This is a genomic window from Paracidovorax oryzae ATCC 19882, from assembly GCF_000687165.1.
GTDB lineage: Bacteria > Pseudomonadota > Gammaproteobacteria > Burkholderiales > Burkholderiaceae_C > Paracidovorax > Paracidovorax oryzae.
The window spans coordinates 164,038-180,479 of record NZ_JMKU01000006.1; the positions used below are offsets into that span (position 1 = coordinate 164,038).

14 protein-coding genes are annotated in these 16,442 nt (G+C 71.0%); 7 read left to right on the forward strand and 7 right to left on the reverse strand.

What is annotated here, in order from left to right; all coding sequences use genetic code 11:
- The first annotated feature begins 127 nt into the window (after nucleotides 1-127).
- Nucleotides 128-457 carry a hypothetical protein gene (locus tag T336_RS0105735; RefSeq protein WP_026431804.1) on the forward strand — a complete coding sequence of 110 codons (330 nt, stop codon included), beginning with the start codon at nucleotides 128-130 and terminating at the stop codon, nucleotides 455-457.
- 5 nt (nucleotides 458-462) lie between these two features.
- On the opposite strand, the gene T336_RS0105740 is transcribed toward T336_RS0105735, so the two are convergent.
- The 3 genes from T336_RS0105740 to T336_RS0105750 are packed head-to-tail and all read right to left on the reverse strand — an operon-like array spanning nucleotide 463 to nucleotide 4,448.
- Nucleotides 463-1,233, reverse strand: a complete 771-nt coding sequence (locus tag T336_RS0105740) for an SDR family oxidoreductase (RefSeq protein ID WP_019701497.1) — start codon at nucleotides 1,231-1,233, stop codon at nucleotides 463-465.
- A 45-nt stretch (nucleotides 1,234-1,278) separates the two neighbouring features.
- Entirely contained in the window at nucleotides 1,279-2,439 is a 1,161-nt protein-coding gene (locus tag T336_RS24785; protein ID WP_051647060.1) for an NAD(P)/FAD-dependent oxidoreductase, read from the reverse strand.
- The gene (locus tag T336_RS0105750; protein WP_026431805.1) at nucleotides 2,436-4,448 is read right to left on the reverse strand and encodes a LodA/GoxA family CTQ-dependent oxidase; all 2,013 of its coding nucleotides are present in this window, start codon (nucleotides 4,446-4,448) and stop codon (nucleotides 2,436-2,438) included. Before T336_RS0105750 ends, T336_RS24785 begins: the two co-directional genes overlap by 4 nt.
- Nucleotides 4,449-4,666: 218 nt before the next feature.
- Between T336_RS0105750 and T336_RS0105755 the strand changes: the two genes are divergently transcribed.
- From T336_RS0105755 to T336_RS0105765, 3 genes are all read left to right on the forward strand, one after another.
- Nucleotides 4,667-6,067 carry a GntP family permease gene (locus T336_RS0105755; protein ID WP_026431806.1) on the forward strand — a complete coding sequence of 467 codons (1,401 nt, stop codon included), beginning with the start codon at nucleotides 4,667-4,669 and terminating at the stop codon, nucleotides 6,065-6,067.
- Nucleotides 6,068-6,218: 151 nt separating this feature from the next.
- Nucleotides 6,219-6,851 (forward strand): superoxide dismutase, encoded by a 633-nt coding sequence (locus T336_RS0105760; RefSeq protein WP_026431807.1) that lies wholly within the window; start codon nucleotides 6,219-6,221, stop codon nucleotides 6,849-6,851.
- 36 nt (nucleotides 6,852-6,887) lie between these two features.
- Nucleotides 6,888-7,790, forward strand: coding sequence for a ZIP family metal transporter (locus T336_RS0105765; protein ID WP_026431808.1), 903 nt, complete (start codon nucleotides 6,888-6,890; stop codon nucleotides 7,788-7,790).
- A 4-nt stretch (nucleotides 7,791-7,794) separates the two neighbouring features.
- Here the strand turns inward: T336_RS0105765 and T336_RS0105770 are convergent, their stop codons facing one another.
- The gene (locus T336_RS0105770; RefSeq protein ID WP_026431809.1) at nucleotides 7,795-9,228 is read right to left on the reverse strand and encodes an aldehyde dehydrogenase family protein; all 1,434 of its coding nucleotides are present in this window, start codon (nucleotides 9,226-9,228) and stop codon (nucleotides 7,795-7,797) included.
- A gap of 34 nt (nucleotides 9,229-9,262) precedes the next feature.
- Complete coding sequence (locus T336_RS0105775) at nucleotides 9,263-9,982, reverse strand: Crp/Fnr family transcriptional regulator (protein WP_019701491.1); 720 nt, start codon at nucleotides 9,980-9,982, stop codon at nucleotides 9,263-9,265.
- Nucleotides 9,983-10,112: 130 nt separating this feature from the next.
- On the opposite strand from T336_RS0105775, the gene T336_RS0105780 reads away from it, so the two are divergent.
- Nucleotides 10,113-10,649 (forward strand): Mpo1 family 2-hydroxy fatty acid dioxygenase, encoded by a 537-nt coding sequence (locus T336_RS0105780; RefSeq protein WP_026431810.1) that lies wholly within the window; start codon nucleotides 10,113-10,115, stop codon nucleotides 10,647-10,649.
- A gap of 15 nt (nucleotides 10,650-10,664) precedes the next feature.
- Here the strand turns inward: T336_RS0105780 and T336_RS0105785 are convergent, their stop codons facing one another.
- Entirely contained in the window at nucleotides 10,665-12,050 is a 1,386-nt protein-coding gene (locus T336_RS0105785) for a M20/M25/M40 family metallo-hydrolase (RefSeq protein WP_026431811.1), read from the reverse strand.
- A 115-nt stretch (nucleotides 12,051-12,165) separates the two neighbouring features.
- A complete protein-coding gene (locus T336_RS0105790) occupies nucleotides 12,166-14,253 on the reverse strand; it encodes a sodium-translocating pyrophosphatase (RefSeq protein ID WP_026431812.1) in 2,088 nt (695 codons plus the stop codon).
- A 275-nt stretch (nucleotides 14,254-14,528) separates the two neighbouring features.
- Here T336_RS0105790 and T336_RS0105795 point away from each other — a divergent pair, with 275 nt between their 5' ends.
- Nucleotides 14,529-15,428 (forward strand): GHMP family kinase ATP-binding protein, encoded by a 900-nt coding sequence (locus T336_RS0105795; protein ID WP_026431813.1) that lies wholly within the window; start codon nucleotides 14,529-14,531, stop codon nucleotides 15,426-15,428.
- A gap of 7 nt (nucleotides 15,429-15,435) precedes the next feature.
- Nucleotides 15,436-16,440 carry a pyridoxal-phosphate dependent enzyme gene (locus tag T336_RS0105800; protein WP_026431814.1) on the forward strand — a complete coding sequence of 335 codons (1,005 nt, stop codon included), beginning with the start codon at nucleotides 15,436-15,438 and terminating at the stop codon, nucleotides 16,438-16,440.
- Nucleotides 16,441-16,442 lie beyond the last annotated feature (2 nt).

Here is a 16,442-nt window from a genome sequence, read left to right on the forward strand (position 1 = left end):
TGATGCCCGTCAATTTTGCCGGCACTTGCGGAACCTGTTGCCGGCCCGGACCTCCAAGCGCCAGAGGCCCTGGCCCCCGGACGCCGGCGGGGGCACGGTGCGGATACCGGCGGCAACGGGAGCTGACATGGACGTCTCCATCTACCAATCCATCGTGAACACGGCCAGCTTTGCCTACCAGGACCGCAACGGCAGCGCCGCGGGGACCCTCCGGAATACGCTCGCCGTGCAGGAATCCGATGTGTCGGCCCTGCTGCAGCCCGTGTCCACCACCGGTCCCTCGCTCGTGCCCTTCGGGACGCTGGAAGACAGCCTGCTGGACCCTCTGGCTTCCCTGGCCCCCTCGCTGGCCACCGCCGGCACGCTGGAGGCCACCCTGCTGCAATCGCTGCCGTTCGCCGAACCGGCCCTGGCGACGTTCGGCACGCTGGGCACGCGTCTCAATACCTTCGCCTGACTGCGTCAGACGCAGCGGGCCCCGTCCACCTCGATGCAGGCACCGCTCACGAACGCGGCCTCGTCGCTCGCCAGGTAGAGTGCCGCGTTCGCCACGTCCAGCGCCGTGGAAAAGCGGCCGAGCGGGATCGTGGCCAGGAATTTCGCCCGCCGGGCATCGTCGAGTTCGCCGCCCGCGAACTCCGCCGCCAGGCCGGTATCGGGATTGAACACCGGATTGATGCAGTTCACCCGGATGTTGTCGGGGCCGAGTTCGGCCGCCATGGACTTGCTGGTCACGATCACCGCGCCTTTCGATCCGTTGTACCAGGTCAGTCCAGGCCTCGGCCGCAGCCCGGCGGTGGATGCGATGTTGATGATGCAGCCGCCGCGCCGCTGCGGATTGCCGCGCATCGCGGGCACCGCGTGCAGCGCCGAGAGGTAGATGCTTTTGACGTTGACCGCGTACACGCGGTCGAATTCTTCCTCGGTCACTTCGAGCATGGGGCGGTTGCGGTGCGTCCAGCCGGCGTTGTTGACCATCACGTCGAGCGCGCCATGGCGGGATACCGCCTCGGCCACCAGGGCCCGCACCTCGTCCGACCGCGTGACATCCGCCGCGAAGGCGTGGGCGGTGCCGCCGTCGCCGCGGATGGCGGCCGCCACGCGTTCGGCGGCGTCGGGCCGGATGTCGTTCACGATGACGAGGCCGCCTTCGGCCGCGAGCCGCCGGGCGATGCCTTCGCCGATGCCGCCACCGGCGCCGGTGACGATGGTGGATTTGCCTGGAACGCGCATGGCGGGTGACTCCTTCGGGGGCGAACAGCCGGAGATGCCCGGCGCTCAGGCCAGTGTAGCGGCCGCGGACGGATGGGCCGCCGCCGCGGCCCGTGCATGGCGCCGCACCCAGAACGGGCGGCCGGCCCAGCGCCGTTCCTGCGCATAGACGGCAGCCAGTTGGGCCCGGTACACGCGGTGGATGTCCCGCAGGTGGGCGGCATACCGCCCGGTGGCACCGGCATCGCCGCCCTCGGCGGCCAGCATCGCCCTGGCGGCGCACAGCCCGGTATGGAGCGCGTTGCCGATGCCCTTGGACGACAGCGGATCGAAGGCCTGGGCGGCATCGCCCACGGCCAGCCAGCGGTGGCCTGCGGGCTGGTCGAGTTCGGAGCTGCAGGCGTCCGCGCCCTGGACGGCGGCGCAGGGCCGGTAACCATGCGCTGCGCAGAGCGCGCGCAGGTGCTCCGTGGACTGGAGCTGGCTCCAGAGGCCGTCGCCGGAGAGCAGCCTGCGGCGATCGACGAGATCGGCGTCGCCCAGGAAAGAAACGACCCGTTCCCCGCCGGGCAGCAGCACGCTGTACCACCAGCCGTCCTCGACGGCTTCGATCCATGTGCGGCCGTCGCGGTCGCTGCGGCCATTGCTCTCCAGGCGCAGGTGGAAGGCGAGCAGGGCGTCATGGCGCTCGCGGCGGGCCCCGAGCCGGCAGGCCGGTGCGGCCGCCCTGCCGGTGGCGTCGATGAACCAGCGTGCGCCGACCTGCAGGGTGTCTCCTCCGCTCGCTGCCCGGGCACGGATCGCGTGGGGATGGCCGTCTTCCGCGGGCCGGTCGATCTGCAGGTGGGTGGATGGCCAGAACCGCACGCCATCCAGGAGGGCGGCCGCCCTCAGGCGCGCATCGAAGCGTGCCCGGTCGAGCTGTACCCCGTCGCCCTGCAGTTGGCGCAGGGTGTCGCTGGCCCGGCCGGACGCATCACCCCAGCTGGACCAGCTGCCCAGGCATGGTCGGTGCCCGTCGGCGCGCACCGCTTCGCGCAGGCCCAGTTCCGCCAGCAGGTGGAATACCGCGGGCGGCAGGTTCTCTCCGATGCGCGCGTCCCGCTCGCCCTCGGCATCGGCCAGCAGCACGCGCCACCCGGCGCGCGCCAGCACGGCCGCGCAGGCCGCGCCCGCCGGGCCCGCGCCGGCAATCGCCGCGTCGAAGACCGTGCCGGCCGCGTTCATGCCCGGGGCGGGCCCTTGCGGACGGGCAGGGGCGCCCTGCGGGCTTCGTCGTGCGAACGGAAGTTGGCGCCGGATGGCAGCGGGCGGGCCGCTCCACCCGCGGGTGCTCCGGCTTGCACGCCCATGGGCCGCACCGCATCGCCGGCCGGAGCGGCGGCCGTGCCGGCAGTGCTGCGGGCGTCGGCAGGCGCCACGTCGGGGCCGTAGGAGGCCACCATCATCGTGGCGGGAAAGCGCGGATCGTCTTTTACGCCCGGTCGCACCTCCAGCAGCCCCATGGATCCGAAGATGCGCACCATCGTGGTCATCGCTTCGGCCGTGGGGTCGGGCAGCGGCTTGTTCCAGTCGGTGCGGTTGGTGAACGCCTCCACGCGGCGCTCGGGCGGCTGGCCGGAGTCCACCACGATGTCGTAGTCCTGCTCGGCGAGCACCTGGTTGGGCACGCGGGCGGGCCAGAAGGCCGGGGCGAACGGGTCGTAATGCGTGTCGTAGCCCGCGCGGCACCAGGCGGTGTCGGCCTGCCAGGGCAGGCCCATCCAGCGGTTGAGGTCGCCGGGGCCCTGCGCATACAGCGGCCCGTTGGCCGAGAGCGCGGTCGCCTGGTCGAGCGTCCTGCCGTAGTCCCGCTCCACTTCGCCCGCCGGCCGGCGGCGGATGCGGAAGGGGGCGCTGTAGAGGGTGAGGTGGCGCATCGGCCAGGTCAGCTCGCAGCCGGGGTGGAAGGCATCGGCCAGGCAGAAATCCAGGGCGGCCCGGTCGAGCATGGCCGGCTGCTCCTGCAGCGGCACGGCGTCGATGTGGTCCGCAGGGGCGGGCAACTGGCCCCAGTCCGCAGTGAAGCGGCCCTCTGCCCAGCGGGCCAGGATGTCGCTCTGGGTCTGGCTGATGGCGGCGTTCTGGCGCGGGCTCTGGCCCGCAGGATTGGCCATGGCGTCGCCGTAGATCCAGGGCCAGGGCATCTGGTTGCCGTCTGCCGGCTCGGGAGGCCGGAAGCTGTTGAATACCTGCCGGCGCACTTCCGCGTTCGGGTCATAGGCGCCGTGCGGGGGCAGGGCGGCGAGGCGCTCGATCAACGCCGGGTTCTCGAAGTCGAACACCCCGTTGTGGCCGAACTGCGCCGCGAATCCCTGGTTGACCCACTGCAGCCCCGAGAGCCGCTGCAGGATGGGGTACACATCGCGCGTGAACGAGATCTCCTGCGGGAAGGGCAGCCAGCCTGCCTGCACGTAGAGACTGTGCAGCAGGTCGTACAGCGTGCGTTCGGCCTTGACCTGGGGGGCATAGTTGGGCGGGGCGCTGACCACCCAGGCACCCTCCACCGGAACCGGCTGCCCATCGATGCGCACGGTGGCGGAGACGGGGCCGTCGCAGGTGTCGTCGTACCAGCCGTCGGCATTGATGAAGGAGTTGTCGTCTCCGTCGATGAAGATCGGGCTGCCCGTGGGCGATGCGGAGACGCCGTGGCCGGGCAGGAACAGCAGCCGGCCCTGGCCGTCGGTGCGCAGCTCGCCAATCTGCACCGCCACGCCGGTGAAGTGGCCCGTGCACGCGACGGCGGCGGCATGCGGCCCTTGGATGCGCTGCGCACCAGCATCGATGGCCAGGGTATCGCGCGCGGTGGCTGTCACGTTGGCGTTGCGGCGGGGCAGGACGGTCTTGGCCGCCTCCGGGATGTCCATGGCGATCTGCCACTGGTACCAGGCCGCCTTCCGGTTGGCCACATGCACCTCCCAGCAGATGTCGTCCGCGGGGGAGGCCAGTTCCCGGACGACTTCGCCCGCGGCGTTGTAGCCATAGACACGGAACTCGGCCGCCTCGCGCTTGAGCGCTCCTGTCGGATCGCGGTAGAAGCCGGGCTCCCGGGGGGCGGGATGGGTGACCTGCGGGCCGGTGTAGAACGCTTCCCGGCTGTTGCCGACGCGGGCGATGCCGATGGCGGGATGGATGGCGGCGCGCACGATGCGCGTATCCGTGCCCGCCCCGGAAGCGGGAGATGTGCTGTCTTGCATGGGAACCCTCTCTTGGTGGCCGTGCCGGCTGCCGGCCGGTCGTCGTTGGTCTGTCGTCGCCTGCGAGCCGGCCGGAGTGGCCGGTGCGCAGCGCGTTCCATTGTGCGGATTCGCCAGCCGGGAGCGCTCAGGGTTTCACCGGGCTCCGCTGCGAAATGTCACCTGCCGGGCCCGTTAGGATGCGGCTCCACCATCTTCCAACCCACCCGGCTCTTCCCATGAACGCTCAGGACATTCAATTGCTGGCCACGGCGCTGGCCAGCGTGCTCGTGCTGGTCGCGCTCATCGTGTCCCGCCTCCGGCTGCATCCGTTGCTGGCGCTGCTGATCGTTTCGGTGGCCGCGGGCCTGTTCACGGGCATGCCGCTGGACAAGCTCGTCGGGGCCATTTCCGGAGGGGCGGGCAAGACGCTGGGCGCGGTGGGGCTGGTCGTGGCGCTGGGGGCCATGCTCGGCAAGATCCTGGCGGATTCGGGCGTGACCGACCGCCTGGCGAGCGCCATCCTGGAGCGCGCCTCCACGAAGATGCTGCCGTGGGCCATGGCCGGCGTGGCTTTCGTCATCGGCATCCCGATGTTCTTCGAGGTCGGCCTGGTCGTGCTGCTGCCGCTGATCTTCGGGGTGGCCCGCAAGCTGGAGGCGGAACGCAAGGGCAACGGCTCGGCCTACGTCTATGTCGGGGTGCCGGTGATCGCCGCCCTGGCGGCCATGCACGGCATGGTGCCGCCCCATCCCGGCCCGCTCACGGCCATCGCCACGCTGAAGACCAGCGTCGGAGCCACCATGATCTACGGCTTCATCGCCGCCATCCCGGCCATCGTGCTGGCCGGCCCGGTGTATGGCACGTTCATCGCCCGGCGCCTGAAGGTACGTCCTGAGGATGCCCTGGTCGCCCAATACGCACCCGATGCTGCCGATGCAGGCGGCCCTGCGGCGCAGCCCGTGCGCCGGAACCCGCCCGGCATCGGCCTGGGCGTTCTGGCCGCCCTGGCGCCCGCCCTGCTGATGCTGCTGCACGCGCTGGGCGAGGTGCTGCTGCCCAAGGGCTCCGCCCTGCTGCACTTCGCTGCCTTCGTGGGCCACCCGATCGTCGCCATGCTGCTGGGTGTTCTCTTCGCCGTGCTGGTGCTGCGGCCCGGCCGGCCGGAGGCCGTGCGCAAGGCCCTGGGCGACAGCATCAAGCCGATCGCCAACGTGCTGCTCATCATCGCGGGCGGGGGCGCCTTCCAGCAGGTGCTGACCGACGCGCACGTGGGCGACGCGATCGTCCACCTGAGCCACCAGTGGCCCGTGTCCCCGCTGCTGCTGGGCTGGCTCATTTCCATGCTGCTGTCGGTCTCCACCGGCTCGGCGACCGTGGGCATCGTGGGCGCGGCAGGCCTGCTGGCGCCCCTGGCCGCCTCCGGCACGGCGGTGAACCAGCCGCTGCTGGCGCTGGCCATCGGCTGCGGATCGCTGTTCTTCAACTATGCCAACCATGCCGGCTTCTGGCTGGTGAAGGAATCGTTCGGCATGGACATGGGCGAGGCCACCAAGACGATTTCGGTGGTGCAGTCCATCGTGGCCCTGGTGGGACTGGCCATGGTGATGCTGATGAACCTGCTGCCGCCACTGGCCTGACGCAGCGGGCAGGGGGCAGGAGGGCTGTTGCCGGCCTGCGGTGCAGGCGGCAGGGCAATGTCCTACTTGACACCGGTGAGAATGGTAATAATTATCATTCAATTGCGATTACCCCTTCTTCTTCCATTCGTCCTGCCTGAAAGTGAGCCACATGCCGCACACGCTGCCCGCCTTGCCCTATGCCTACGACGCCCTGGAGCCGCACATCGATGCGCGCACCATGGAGATCCACCACACCAGGCACCACCAGACCTACATCAACAACCTGAATGCGGCGCTGGAAGGCACGCCGCATGCCGACACCCCGGTGGACGCGCTCGTGGCTGCCCTGCAGTCGCTGCCGCAATCGCTGCAGACGGCGGTGCGCAACAACGGCGGGGGCCATGCCAACCACAGCCTGTTCTGGACCGTGATGGCGCCCGAAGGGCAGGGCGGGGGCGGGCTGCCGGGCGGCGTGCTCGGCGAGGCGATCGACCGGGACCTCGGCGGGTTCGATGCGTTCAAGAAGGCTTTCACCCAGGCGGCGCTGGCCCGCTTCGGCAGCGGCTGGGCTTGGCTCGTGGTCGATGGCGCAGGCCGGCTCGCGGTGGAGAGCAGCGGCAACCAGGACAGCCCGCTCATGGCCGGGCTGCTGTCCGGCCACACGCCGATCCTCGGACTCGATGTGTGGGAGCACGCCTACTACCTGCAGTACCAGAACCGGCGCCCCGAATACATCGCCGCCTTCTATCGTGTGATCCGGTGGGACGAGGTCGCGCGCCGGTATGCGCAGGCGCGCGGCTGATCTTCCGTCGTGAAAACCCAGCCGGAGCCTCCGCCCATGCCCGCCCAGAACACGCTTTCCCTGCGCCGCCCCGCCTGGAGCCTCCGCCGCTGGCTGGGCCTGGCCATCGCCGTGGGGGGCGCCGTAGTCCTGGCACTGCAGTTCACGCAGTTCCTCCAGGCGGATCCACGCGTGGCCCAGGCCTGGCAGGGCGGCCTCGTCGCGGCGCTGGCGACGGCGCTGGGCACGCTGCCGGTGGTGTTCTCGCAGCGCCTGTCGGAGCGCGTGCAGGACACGCTCTTCGGCTTCGGGGCCGGCGTGATGCTGGCGGCCAGTTCCTTCTCGCTCATCATCCCGGGACTGGAGGCCGCGAAAGCCAACGGAGCAGGGGGCTGGGCGGCGGGCGGCATCATCGGCACGTCCATCCTGCTGGGCGGCCTGGCGCTGCTTGCCATGGAGCGCGTGCTGCCGCACGAGCATTTCATCAAGGGGGTGGAGGGCGGCCCTTCGCCGCGCACGCTGCGGCGCACCTGGCTGTTCGTCTTCGCGATCGCGCTGCACAACCTGCCCGAGGGGCTGGCCATCGGCGTGGCCTACGGCGGCACCAGCCCGCTGCAGGCCGGCACGCTCACGGCCGGCATCGCCATCCAGGACGTGCCCGAGGGACTGGTGGTGGCGGTGGCGCTGCTCGCGGCGGGCTACCGGCGCTGGCTGGCCGTGCTGCTGGGCATGGCCTCGGGCCTGGTGGAGCCGCTGGGCGCGGTGCTCGGCGCCTCGGTCATCGGCCTGTCGGCCGGGCTGCTGCCCTGGGGCCTGGGCTTCGCCGCCGGGGCGATGCTGTTCGTCATCAGCCACGAGATCATTCCCGAGTCGCACCGCAAGGGGCACGAGGCCTGGGCCACCGGCGGGCTCATGATCGGCTTCGTGCTGATGATGCTGCTCGACACCGCGCTGGGCTGACCCTTCACCCGTGCCGGATGGCCACGGTCTTGAGCGTGGTGAAGCCGTGCAGCGCCTCCAGGCCCTTCTCGCGGCCATGGCCGCTGGATTTCACCCCGCCGAAAGGCAGTTCCACGCCGCCGGCGGCGCCGTAGTTGTTGATGAACACCTGGCCGCTGGCAATGCGCCGGGCCATGCGGAACTGGCGACCGCCGTCGCGCGTCCACACGCCGGCCACGAGGCCGAAGCGCGTGGCGTTGGCGAGTTGCGCGGCATGGTCCTCGTCCTCGAAGGACATGGCCGAGAGCACGGGGCCGAAGATTTCCTCCTGCGCGAGGCGATGGTCCGGCGGCACGTCGCGCAGCAGCGTGGGCGCCTGGTAGAACCCCGTCTGTGGCGCGCCGTCCACCACGGTGCCCTGGGCCATGACCGGGATGCCCGCCACCTGCGCATCGGAGAGGAAATCCCACACGCGCTGCTGCTGGCTCTGGCGGATCAGCGGCCCCAGGTCGAGGTCCATGGCGGCGGGCCCGACGCGCAGCGCCTCGAACATTTTCGCCAGCCTGTCCAGAACGCTTTCATAGATGAGCGCGTCGATGAGCACGCGCGAGCCTGCCGAGCAGGTCTGGCCCGCGTTCTGCACGATGGCATTGACGACCGCTGGCAGGGCGGCGTCCAGGTCGGCATCCGCGAACAGGATCTGCGGGCTCTTGCCGCCCAACTCCAGCGTGACCGGGCAGTGCCGCTCGGCCGCCGCCTGCTGGATCAGCGTGCCGATGCGCGGGCTGCCGGTGAAGCTGATGTGGTCGATGCCGGGGTGGCGTGCCAGCGCCTCGCCCACCTCATGCCCGTAGCCCGTCACGATGTTGATCGCGCCCGGCGGGAACCCCGCCCCGGTGGCCAGCTGCGCGACCCGCAGCAGCGAGAGGCAGGCGTCCTCCGAGGGCTTGACCACGCAGACGTTGCCGGCGGCCAGCGCGCCGCCCACGCAGCGTCCGAAGATCTGCATGGGATAGTTCCAGGGCACGATGTGCCCCGTCACGCCGTGCGGCTCGCGCCAGGTGAGCACGCTGTAGCCGTCCGTGTAGGGAATGGTGTCGCCGTGGAGCTTGTCGCAGGCGCCAGCATAGAACTCGAAGTAGCGCGCCAGCGCGATGGCATCGGCGCGCGCCTGCCGGGTGGGCTTGCCGCAGTCGCGCCGCTCGATGTCCGCCAGCTCCTCCGCATGGGCGGCGACGGCCTGCGACAGGCGCATCAGCAGTCGCCCCCGCTCGGCCGGCGCGAGCGCGCGCCACGCAGTGTCGTGGCAGTGCCGCGCCGCGCGCACGGCCGCGTCGATGTCCTCGGCCGTTCCGCGCTGGATCTCGTCGTAGGGCAGGCCATCGGAGGGATCGATCACCGGCAGGGTGCGGCCGCCGGCGGAGGGCACGGCGGCGTTGGCAATGTGGTGGTATTGCATGCGGGCCATTGTGCGGCACGCACGCCCCCGGCAGTCAGCCGCAGGCCGCGCGCAGGGCGGCCAGGTCCAGGATCTCGATGCCGCCGCGGTGCATGCGCAGCAGGCCGCGGGCCTGCAGGTCGCGCAGGATCTGGTTGGTGGTCTGGCGGGAGAGCGCCAGCATCAGCGCCAGCTGCTCCTGCGACAGCGAGAGCAGGCGGCGCGAGCGCCCTTCGCCGGCCCACTGCCCGTAGCCTTCGGCCATGAGCACCAGCCGCCGGGCAAGGCGCTGGGGCGCGGGCAGCAACGCGAGCTCTTCCAGCGCGACGAAGGCGGTGCGCAGCTTGTCGGCCAGCAGCATGCCCAGGTCGTGCCAATGGACCGGATGCTGCGCCAGCCAGGCCAGCAGGGGCGCCTGCGGCACGTGCAGCAGCAGCGTTCCGGGCTCGGCCGCATGCGCGTCGTGCGTGCGCGCGGCCCGGTCGAAGACCGCTATTTCCCCGAACCAGGCGGGTGGCTCCAGCCGCGTGAGCAGGGCGGCGCGCGGTTGCGGATCGGGGCCGCCCACGCCGGAGATGTCGATGGCGCCGCGCACGACGGCATACAGCCCGCACGGCGGATCGCCCCGCAGGAAGAGTGCCTGCCCGGGCTGCAGTGCGCGCATGTGCGCCATGCCGGCGAGCGCGCCGGCCAGTTCGGGAGGCAGGGCGGCGAACCACCGGCCCGAAGCGAGCGTGGCGATGTGGTCCGCGGCGGAGGTCGGAGTGTCGGGCATGCGAGTGGGACAGGGAGGCGGCCGGCACCTGCCTGGTTGTGTCGGCTGGCCGACAGACGGCGCGGCGGCCACTGCGGATTATTCGCTCCAGGCACCCCGACCGAGAGGGCTGCCACGCAGGAGACGCTCCATGAAAACCCTGATCGACCACCTGTCGCAGTACGCGGACTACCACCGTGATCCGCGCAATATCCAGACCCATTTCGTCGGCGTGCCGATGATCATGCTGGCCGTCACGGTGCTGCTGTCGCGTCCGGCGTGGCTGGCCGGCGGCCTGCTGCCGGTATCTCCGGCCCTGGCCGCGGCGCTGGCCGCCAGCCTGTTCTATTTTCGGCTGGATGCGCGCTACGGGCTCGCGATGGCCTCGGTGCTGGCCGCCATGCTGGCCGTGGGCCAGTGGCTCGCGGCGCAGGGCACTGCGCTGTGGCTGGGCGCGGGCCTGGGCCTGTTCGTGGTCGGCTGGGTGATCCAGTTCGTGGGCCACTACTACGAGGGCCGCAAGCCCGCCTTCGTGGACGACCTCGTGGGCCTGATCGTGGGGCCGCTGTTCGTGGCGGCCGAGATCGGCTTCGCGCTCGGGCTGCGTCGCGAGGTGCAGGCGGCGGTCGAGGCGCGCTCGGGCCCGGTGCGCCAGAACGAGCGACCGGGCCGCCCGGCGCGGGCCTGACCCGGGGCCTCCCCCTCAGCGGCGCGGGCGTCTGGCCAGCACCGGTTCGCTCACGCCCTGCACGCCCACCAGGGTGAGCACCGTTGCGAGCCCGGTCTGCGCGCCCTTCCAGGCGTCGGCGGGCTCGAACCACTCGCCCAGCGCGTGGAAGCCGCCGGTCTTGCCGCCGCTGCCCAGGATGATGGCGGGGATGCCCAGCCCCATGGGCACGTTGGCGTCGGTGCTGGCCGCGCGCAGCGTGGGCTTGCCGCCCGAGGCGATGACCGAGGCCACGGCCGCCTGCACGATGGGCTCGCCGGCGGCGGTGGCGCCGGCCGGGCGGTCGCCGATCATCTTCGGCTCGGCCGTGATCTTCGCGGCGGTGTTCCAGCGGCGGTTCTCTTCCTGAACGCCGCGCTGGATGGCAGCCATGATGTCCTTTTCCGCCTGCAGCAGCGCGGGCAGGGCGTTCGAACGGATGTCCACGGCCATCGTGGCGTCGCCCGCGATGGTGTTCACGGAGGTGCCGCCGCCCACCTTGCCCACGGTGAAGGTGGTCTTGGGATCGGCCGGCACCTGCACGTCACCGATGTGAGCGATCGCGCGGCCCATCGCGTGGATGGCGCTGGGCACCTGCCCGAAGGCCGCGAAGCTGTGCCCGCCCGGCCCCTTGAAGGCCACTTCGTAGCGGTGGCTGCCCGTGCCCTGGTTGAGGATGCCGTCGCCATCTCCCGGCTCCAGGCCGACCATGCCGTCGATGTCCGCATGCTCGCGGAACAGCGCCTTCATGCCGCGCAGGTTGCCCAGTTCCTCCTCGCCCACGTTCGCCACGAAGACGATGTCGCCCACCGTCTGCAATTGGCGTTCATTGAGCGCCTTGAGCCAGGAGAGCAGCACCGTGACGCCGCGCGTGTCATCCGATATGCCGGGGGCGTACAGCCGGCCGCCTTCCTCGCGCACGGTGAGGTCGGTGCCTTCGGGGAACACGGTGTCGAGGTGCGCCGACACCACCAGGCGGGGGCCGTTGCCCGTACCCTTGCGGACGCCCACGGCATTGCCTTCCCGGTCGATGGCGGCGTCCGCCAGGCCCAGTTCCTGAAAGCGCTTCACCACGTATTCGGCGCGGCGCTGCTCCTTGAAGGGCGGCGCCGGGATCTGCACCAGATGGCGCAACTCGTCGATGGCGCGGGCATGGTCGGTGCGCAGGTCGTCCAGTACCTGGCGCACCGCCGGGGCCGAGCGCACGGCCTGCAGCGTGCCCTGCACGGCCGGGCTGGCGCCGGGCTGCGGTGCGGCGGCCTGGGCTGAGGCCGGACCGGCGGCGAGTGCGCAGAGCGCCAGCACGGCCGCCAGGACGGGTTTCCAGCCGGGGGGCGACTGGCGGAAAGCGGGGAGGGGTCGCGCGGATGCATGCAGCGGCATCGGACAGCCTTTCTGGGGTAGAACAGGGGAACGGGCCACCTTACCCCAGGCCAGGCCGCTCGCTTGTCGCCTGCGGGCGGCCCATCCCCATGGGCTCCGGGCGTCCACGGCCGGCTCAGCCTCCGCCGTGCAGCCGTGCCACCAGGGGCACGATGAGCAGCGCCACGATGTTGATGATCTTGATGAGCGGGTTCACCGCCGGCCCCGCCGTGTCCTTGTAGGGGTCTCCCACCGTGTCGCCGGTGACGGCGGCCTTGTGCGCCTCGCTGCCCTTGCCGCCGTGGTGGCCGTCCTCGATGTATTTCTTGGCGTTGTCCCAGGCGCCGCCGCCGGTGCACATGCTGATGGCCACGAACAGGCCGGTGACGATGGTGCCCATGAGCAGGCCGCCCAGCGCGCGCGGCCCGAGCAGCAGGCCCACCGCGATGGGCACGGCCACCGGCAGCAGGCTGGGCACCACCATTTCGCGGATCGCGGCGGCCGTGAGCATGTCCACCGCGCGGCCGTATTCGGGCTGGGCACGGCCTTCCATGATGCCGGCGATAGTGGCGAACTGCCGCCGCACTTCCACCACCACGGCACCCGCCGCGCGGCCCACGGCCTCCATGGCCATGGCGCCGAACAGGTAGGGCACCATGCCGCCGATGAACAGGCCCACGATCACCAGCGGATCCGACAGGTCGAAGCGCAGCGCCTGCCCCTGCACGCCGAGCTGGTGGGTGTAGTCGGCGAACAGCACCAGCGCGGCCAGGCCGGCCGAGCCGATGGCGTAGCCCTTGGTCACGGCCTTGGTGGTGTTGCCCACGGCGTCGAGCGGATCGGTCACGGCGCGCACGCTGGCCGGCAGCTCGGCCATTTCGGCGATGCCGCCGGCGTTGTCGGTGATGGGGCCGTAGGCGTCCAGCGCCACCACGATGCCGGCCATGCTGAGCATCGACGTGGCGGCCACCGCCACGCCGTAGATGCCTGCGAGGGCATAGGAGACCAGGATCGCCACGCACACGAACACCACCGGCCAGGCGGTGGAGCGCATCGACACGCCCAGCCCCGCGATGATGTTCGTGCCGTGCCCCGTGGTGGAAGCCTGCGCGATGTGGCGCACGGGCGCGTACTGCGTGCCCGTGTAGTACTCGGTGATCCAGACCAGCGCGGCGGTGAGTGCCAGGCCCGTGGCGCAGGCGCCGAAGAGCCGCCCGGCGGTGGCCTGCGGAAAGGGCGCGGCATCGGGGAACAGCCAGAACGTGACCAGCGCGAAGGCCGCCAGCGACAACCCGCCGGCCACGGCCAGGCCGCGGTAGAGCGCGGGCATCACGTTGGTCATGCCAGGCGACGCCTTGACGAAGGCGCAGCCCGCCACCGAAGCCAGGATCGACACGCCGCCGAGCGCCAGCGGGTAGGACACGGCCAGCGCGGGCGGGATGCCCAGCAGCGTGCCCAGCACCATGGCGGCGATCAGGGTCACCGCGTAGGTCTCGAACAGGTCGGCCGCCATGCCGGCGCAATCGCCGACATTGTCGCCCACGTTGTCCGCGATCACGGCCGGGTTGCGCGGATCGTCCTCGGGAATGCCGGCTTCCACCTTGCCCACGAGGTCCGCGCCCACGTCCGCGCCCTTGGTGAAGATGCCGCCGCCCAGCCGCGCGAAGATGGAAATCAGCGATGCGCCGAAGGCGAAGCCGATGAGCGGATGCAGCTGCGCCGCCATGCCCGCGCCGGACGCCGGCGCCGCCGGTCCCGCATGGAGCAGGAAGGCGCCGAAGCCGGCCACGCCCAGCAGCCCGAGGCCCACCACCAGCATGCCCGTGATCGCCCCGCCGCGGAACGCCACCTGCAGCGCCGGGCCGATGCCCCGAGCCGCCGCCTGCGCGGTGCGCACGTTGGCACGCACCGAGATGTTCATGCCGATGAAGCCGCAGGCGCCCGAGAGCGCCGCACCCAGCACGAAGCCGGCGGCCGTGCGCAGGTCCAGGAAGAAGCCGATGAGCACGGCCAGCACGGCGCCCGCCACGGCGATGGTGCGGTACTGCCGTGCGAGGTAGGCGGCCGCGCCGGCCTGGATCGCGGCGGCGATGGCCTGCATGCGCTCGCTGCCGGCGTCCTGGGCAAGGATCCAGCGGCGTGCCCACAGCCCGTAGGCCACGGCGGCCGCGCCGCAGAGGAATGCCAGCCAGAGGGCGGGGGGGAAGAGGGGGGATGCAGCCATGCTCGTCGTCTCCTGTCCAAGGGGGCACAAAAAGGAAACACGCAACGCATCACGGTGTTTCCGCTGCGTTGCTTCCTCGTGCCCATCGGCCCGCGAAGGCGGGTGGAGACGATTGGCCAACGGCCCCAATGTACGCCGGCCGGAAGCCGGCCGCAAGAGCGCCGCCGCACAGCAATTTCTCGACAGGACTGAGCAATCTTTGGAAAAAAACGCCTTCGCCCGGCGTTTAGCCTTGCTGGACAAAGGGACAGGGAGCCCGCACAACAAGGAGAAACATGGTTCCGGAAGTACGAGGAGAAGCGCTTCAGTCCACCGCATGGCCGCCGTTGCGGGCCACCGGCCAGTGCCGGGGCACGTTCGGCGAGCTCATGCAGGGGGTGCTGCCGGGGGGCCGGCACTTCCTGGTGACGCTGCCGGTCAATCTCATGTCCATCGTCGAATTCCAGGTGACGGACGGGCCTGCGGTGGTCTGCAACATCGCCTGCCGCACCAAGGCCTGCCGCGCCGCACAGGACTACCTGCGCCTGCACGGCCTGCCGCCGGGCGGGCGGCTGCACTTCCAGTCGGTCTTCCCGGCGGGCAAGGGGCTCGCCAGCTCCTCCGCCGACATGGTGGCCGTCATCCGCGCGACGGCCCGCGCGCACGGGCGGGAAGCAGGGGCCGGGACCATCGAGTCCATCCTCCGCGGCATCGAGCCCACCGACGGGGTCATGTACGACGGCATCGTGTCCTTCTACCACCGGGAAGTGAAGCTCGACGAGCAACTGGGTGAGACGCCTGAACTCATGATCGTCGGGACCGACCGCGGCGGCGAATGCGACACGATCGAATTCAACCGGACGCGGTGCGCGGTCTCCAGCGCCCTGTGCTCCGAGTACCACGCGCTGCTCGACGACATGAAATCCGCCGCCCGCGCCGCGGACCTGCGCAGGATCGGCGAGGTCGCGACGCGCAGCTGCGAGATCTCGCAGGCCTTCAACCCCCATCCGCACATCGGCCACCTCCGCGCCCTGAAGGAAGAAACCGGCGCCCTGGGCATGGTGGCCGCGCATTCGGGCACCTACATCGGGCTGCTCTACGGTGCCCGCGATCCCGAGTGCGCCGCCAAGGCCTTCCATGCCCAGAAGCGGCTGCAGGCCCTCGATATCTCCACCCACCTCTACACCACCGCCTAGATCGCAGATGCTCCGTTACGAATCCCCCCTCGATGCCATGCGCGACGCCGTCGTCTTTCCCCTGGACGAGGGAATGCACATGCTGGCGTTCAAGGCGATGAAGATCGTGCCCGCGCACTTCATCATCCACAAGGCGATCGCCCGCGGCGACCTGAAGCCCGGCGGCAGCGTCATCGAGACCTCCAGCGGAAATTTCGCATTCGGCATGGCGATGGTCTGCAACCGCATGAACTCGCGCTTCATCGCGATCAGCGACCCGGCGATCGACGACAGCTACCGGCGCCAGCTCGAGATGCTGGGCGGGCGCGTGGAGATCGTCACCGACAAGAAGGGCTGCCAGGGCTACCAGAAGGCCCGGCTGGACAGGCTCCACGAGATCTTGGCGTCCGAGCCCGGGTCCTTCTGGTGCCGGCAGTACGACAACGAAGACAACTCGCTGGCCTACGAGGGCATCGGGCGCCAGTTGCGCGACCTGGTCGGCGACTCGGTCGTCCTCGTGGCGCCCGTGGGCTCCGGCGGTTCGAGCTGCGGTCTCGCCGGGGCCCTGCGCGCGGCAGGCGCCGACTGCACGCTGGTCGGCGTGGACACGTTCAACAGCATCCTGTTCGGCCAGCCCGACGGCCCGCGCCCACTGCGGGGACTGGGCAACACCGTGATGCCGGGCAACCTGAAGCACGCGATGTTCGACCACGTCCACTGGATCAGCGCCCCCCTGGCCGACCACTACACCCGCCACCTCTACAAGACCACGGGCCATTTCCGGGGGCCCACCACGGGGGCGGCCTACGCCGTGGCGGGAAGCCTGCAGGCGCAGTACCCGTCCACGCCCATCGTCTTCGTGAGCCCGGACGACGGGTCGCGCTACGTGGACACCACCTATGCCAGCGACCCTCCGTGCGCAGACCACCTCGGGGTCCGGCCGGTCCAGGTCCGGCATCCGCGGTCGGAGAGGGCGGGCAGCGACTGGGCCTGCATGGCCTGGAACCGCTCCGAGATCCACGCGTTCGGCTGAGC

Excerpts from the sequence above, each read along its gene's own strand:
- T336_RS24785 (WP_051647060.1), bottom strand. The coding sequence starts at position 2,439 with ATGAACGCGGCCGGCACGGTCTTCGACGCGGCGATTGCCGGCGCGGGC.
- T336_RS0105780 (WP_026431810.1), top strand. The coding sequence starts at position 10,113 with ATGAAAACCCTGATCGACCACCTGTCGCAGTACGCGGACTACCACCGT.
- T336_RS0105760 (WP_026431807.1), top strand. The coding sequence starts at position 6,219 with ATGCCGCACACGCTGCCCGCCTTGCCCTATGCCTACGACGCCCTGGAG.
- T336_RS0105750 (WP_026431805.1), bottom strand. The coding sequence starts at position 4,448 with ATGCAAGACAGCACATCTCCCGCTTCCGGGGCGGGCACGGATACGCGC.
- T336_RS0105770 (WP_026431809.1), bottom strand. The coding sequence starts at position 9,228 with ATGCAATACCACCACATTGCCAACGCCGCCGTGCCCTCCGCCGGCGGC.
- T336_RS0105775 (WP_019701491.1), bottom strand. The coding sequence starts at position 9,982 with ATGCCCGACACTCCGACCTCCGCCGCGGACCACATCGCCACGCTCGCT.
- T336_RS0105755 (WP_026431806.1), top strand. The coding sequence starts at position 4,667 with ATGAACGCTCAGGACATTCAATTGCTGGCCACGGCGCTGGCCAGCGTG.
- T336_RS0105765 (WP_026431808.1), top strand. The coding sequence starts at position 6,888 with ATGCCCGCCCAGAACACGCTTTCCCTGCGCCGCCCCGCCTGGAGCCTC.
- T336_RS0105740 (WP_019701497.1), bottom strand. The coding sequence starts at position 1,233 with ATGCGCGTTCCAGGCAAATCCACCATCGTCACCGGCGCCGGTGGCGGC.
- T336_RS0105735 (WP_026431804.1), top strand. The coding sequence starts at position 128 with ATGGACGTCTCCATCTACCAATCCATCGTGAACACGGCCAGCTTTGCC.
- T336_RS0105790 (WP_026431812.1), bottom strand. The coding sequence starts at position 14,253 with ATGGCTGCATCCCCCCTCTTCCCCCCCGCCCTCTGGCTGGCATTCCTC.
- T336_RS0105785 (WP_026431811.1), bottom strand. The coding sequence starts at position 12,050 with ATGCCGCTGCATGCATCCGCGCGACCCCTCCCCGCTTTCCGCCAGTCG.
- T336_RS0105800 (WP_026431814.1), top strand. The coding sequence starts at position 15,436 with ATGCTCCGTTACGAATCCCCCCTCGATGCCATGCGCGACGCCGTCGTC.
- T336_RS0105795 (WP_026431813.1), top strand. The coding sequence starts at position 14,529 with ATGGTTCCGGAAGTACGAGGAGAAGCGCTTCAGTCCACCGCATGGCCG.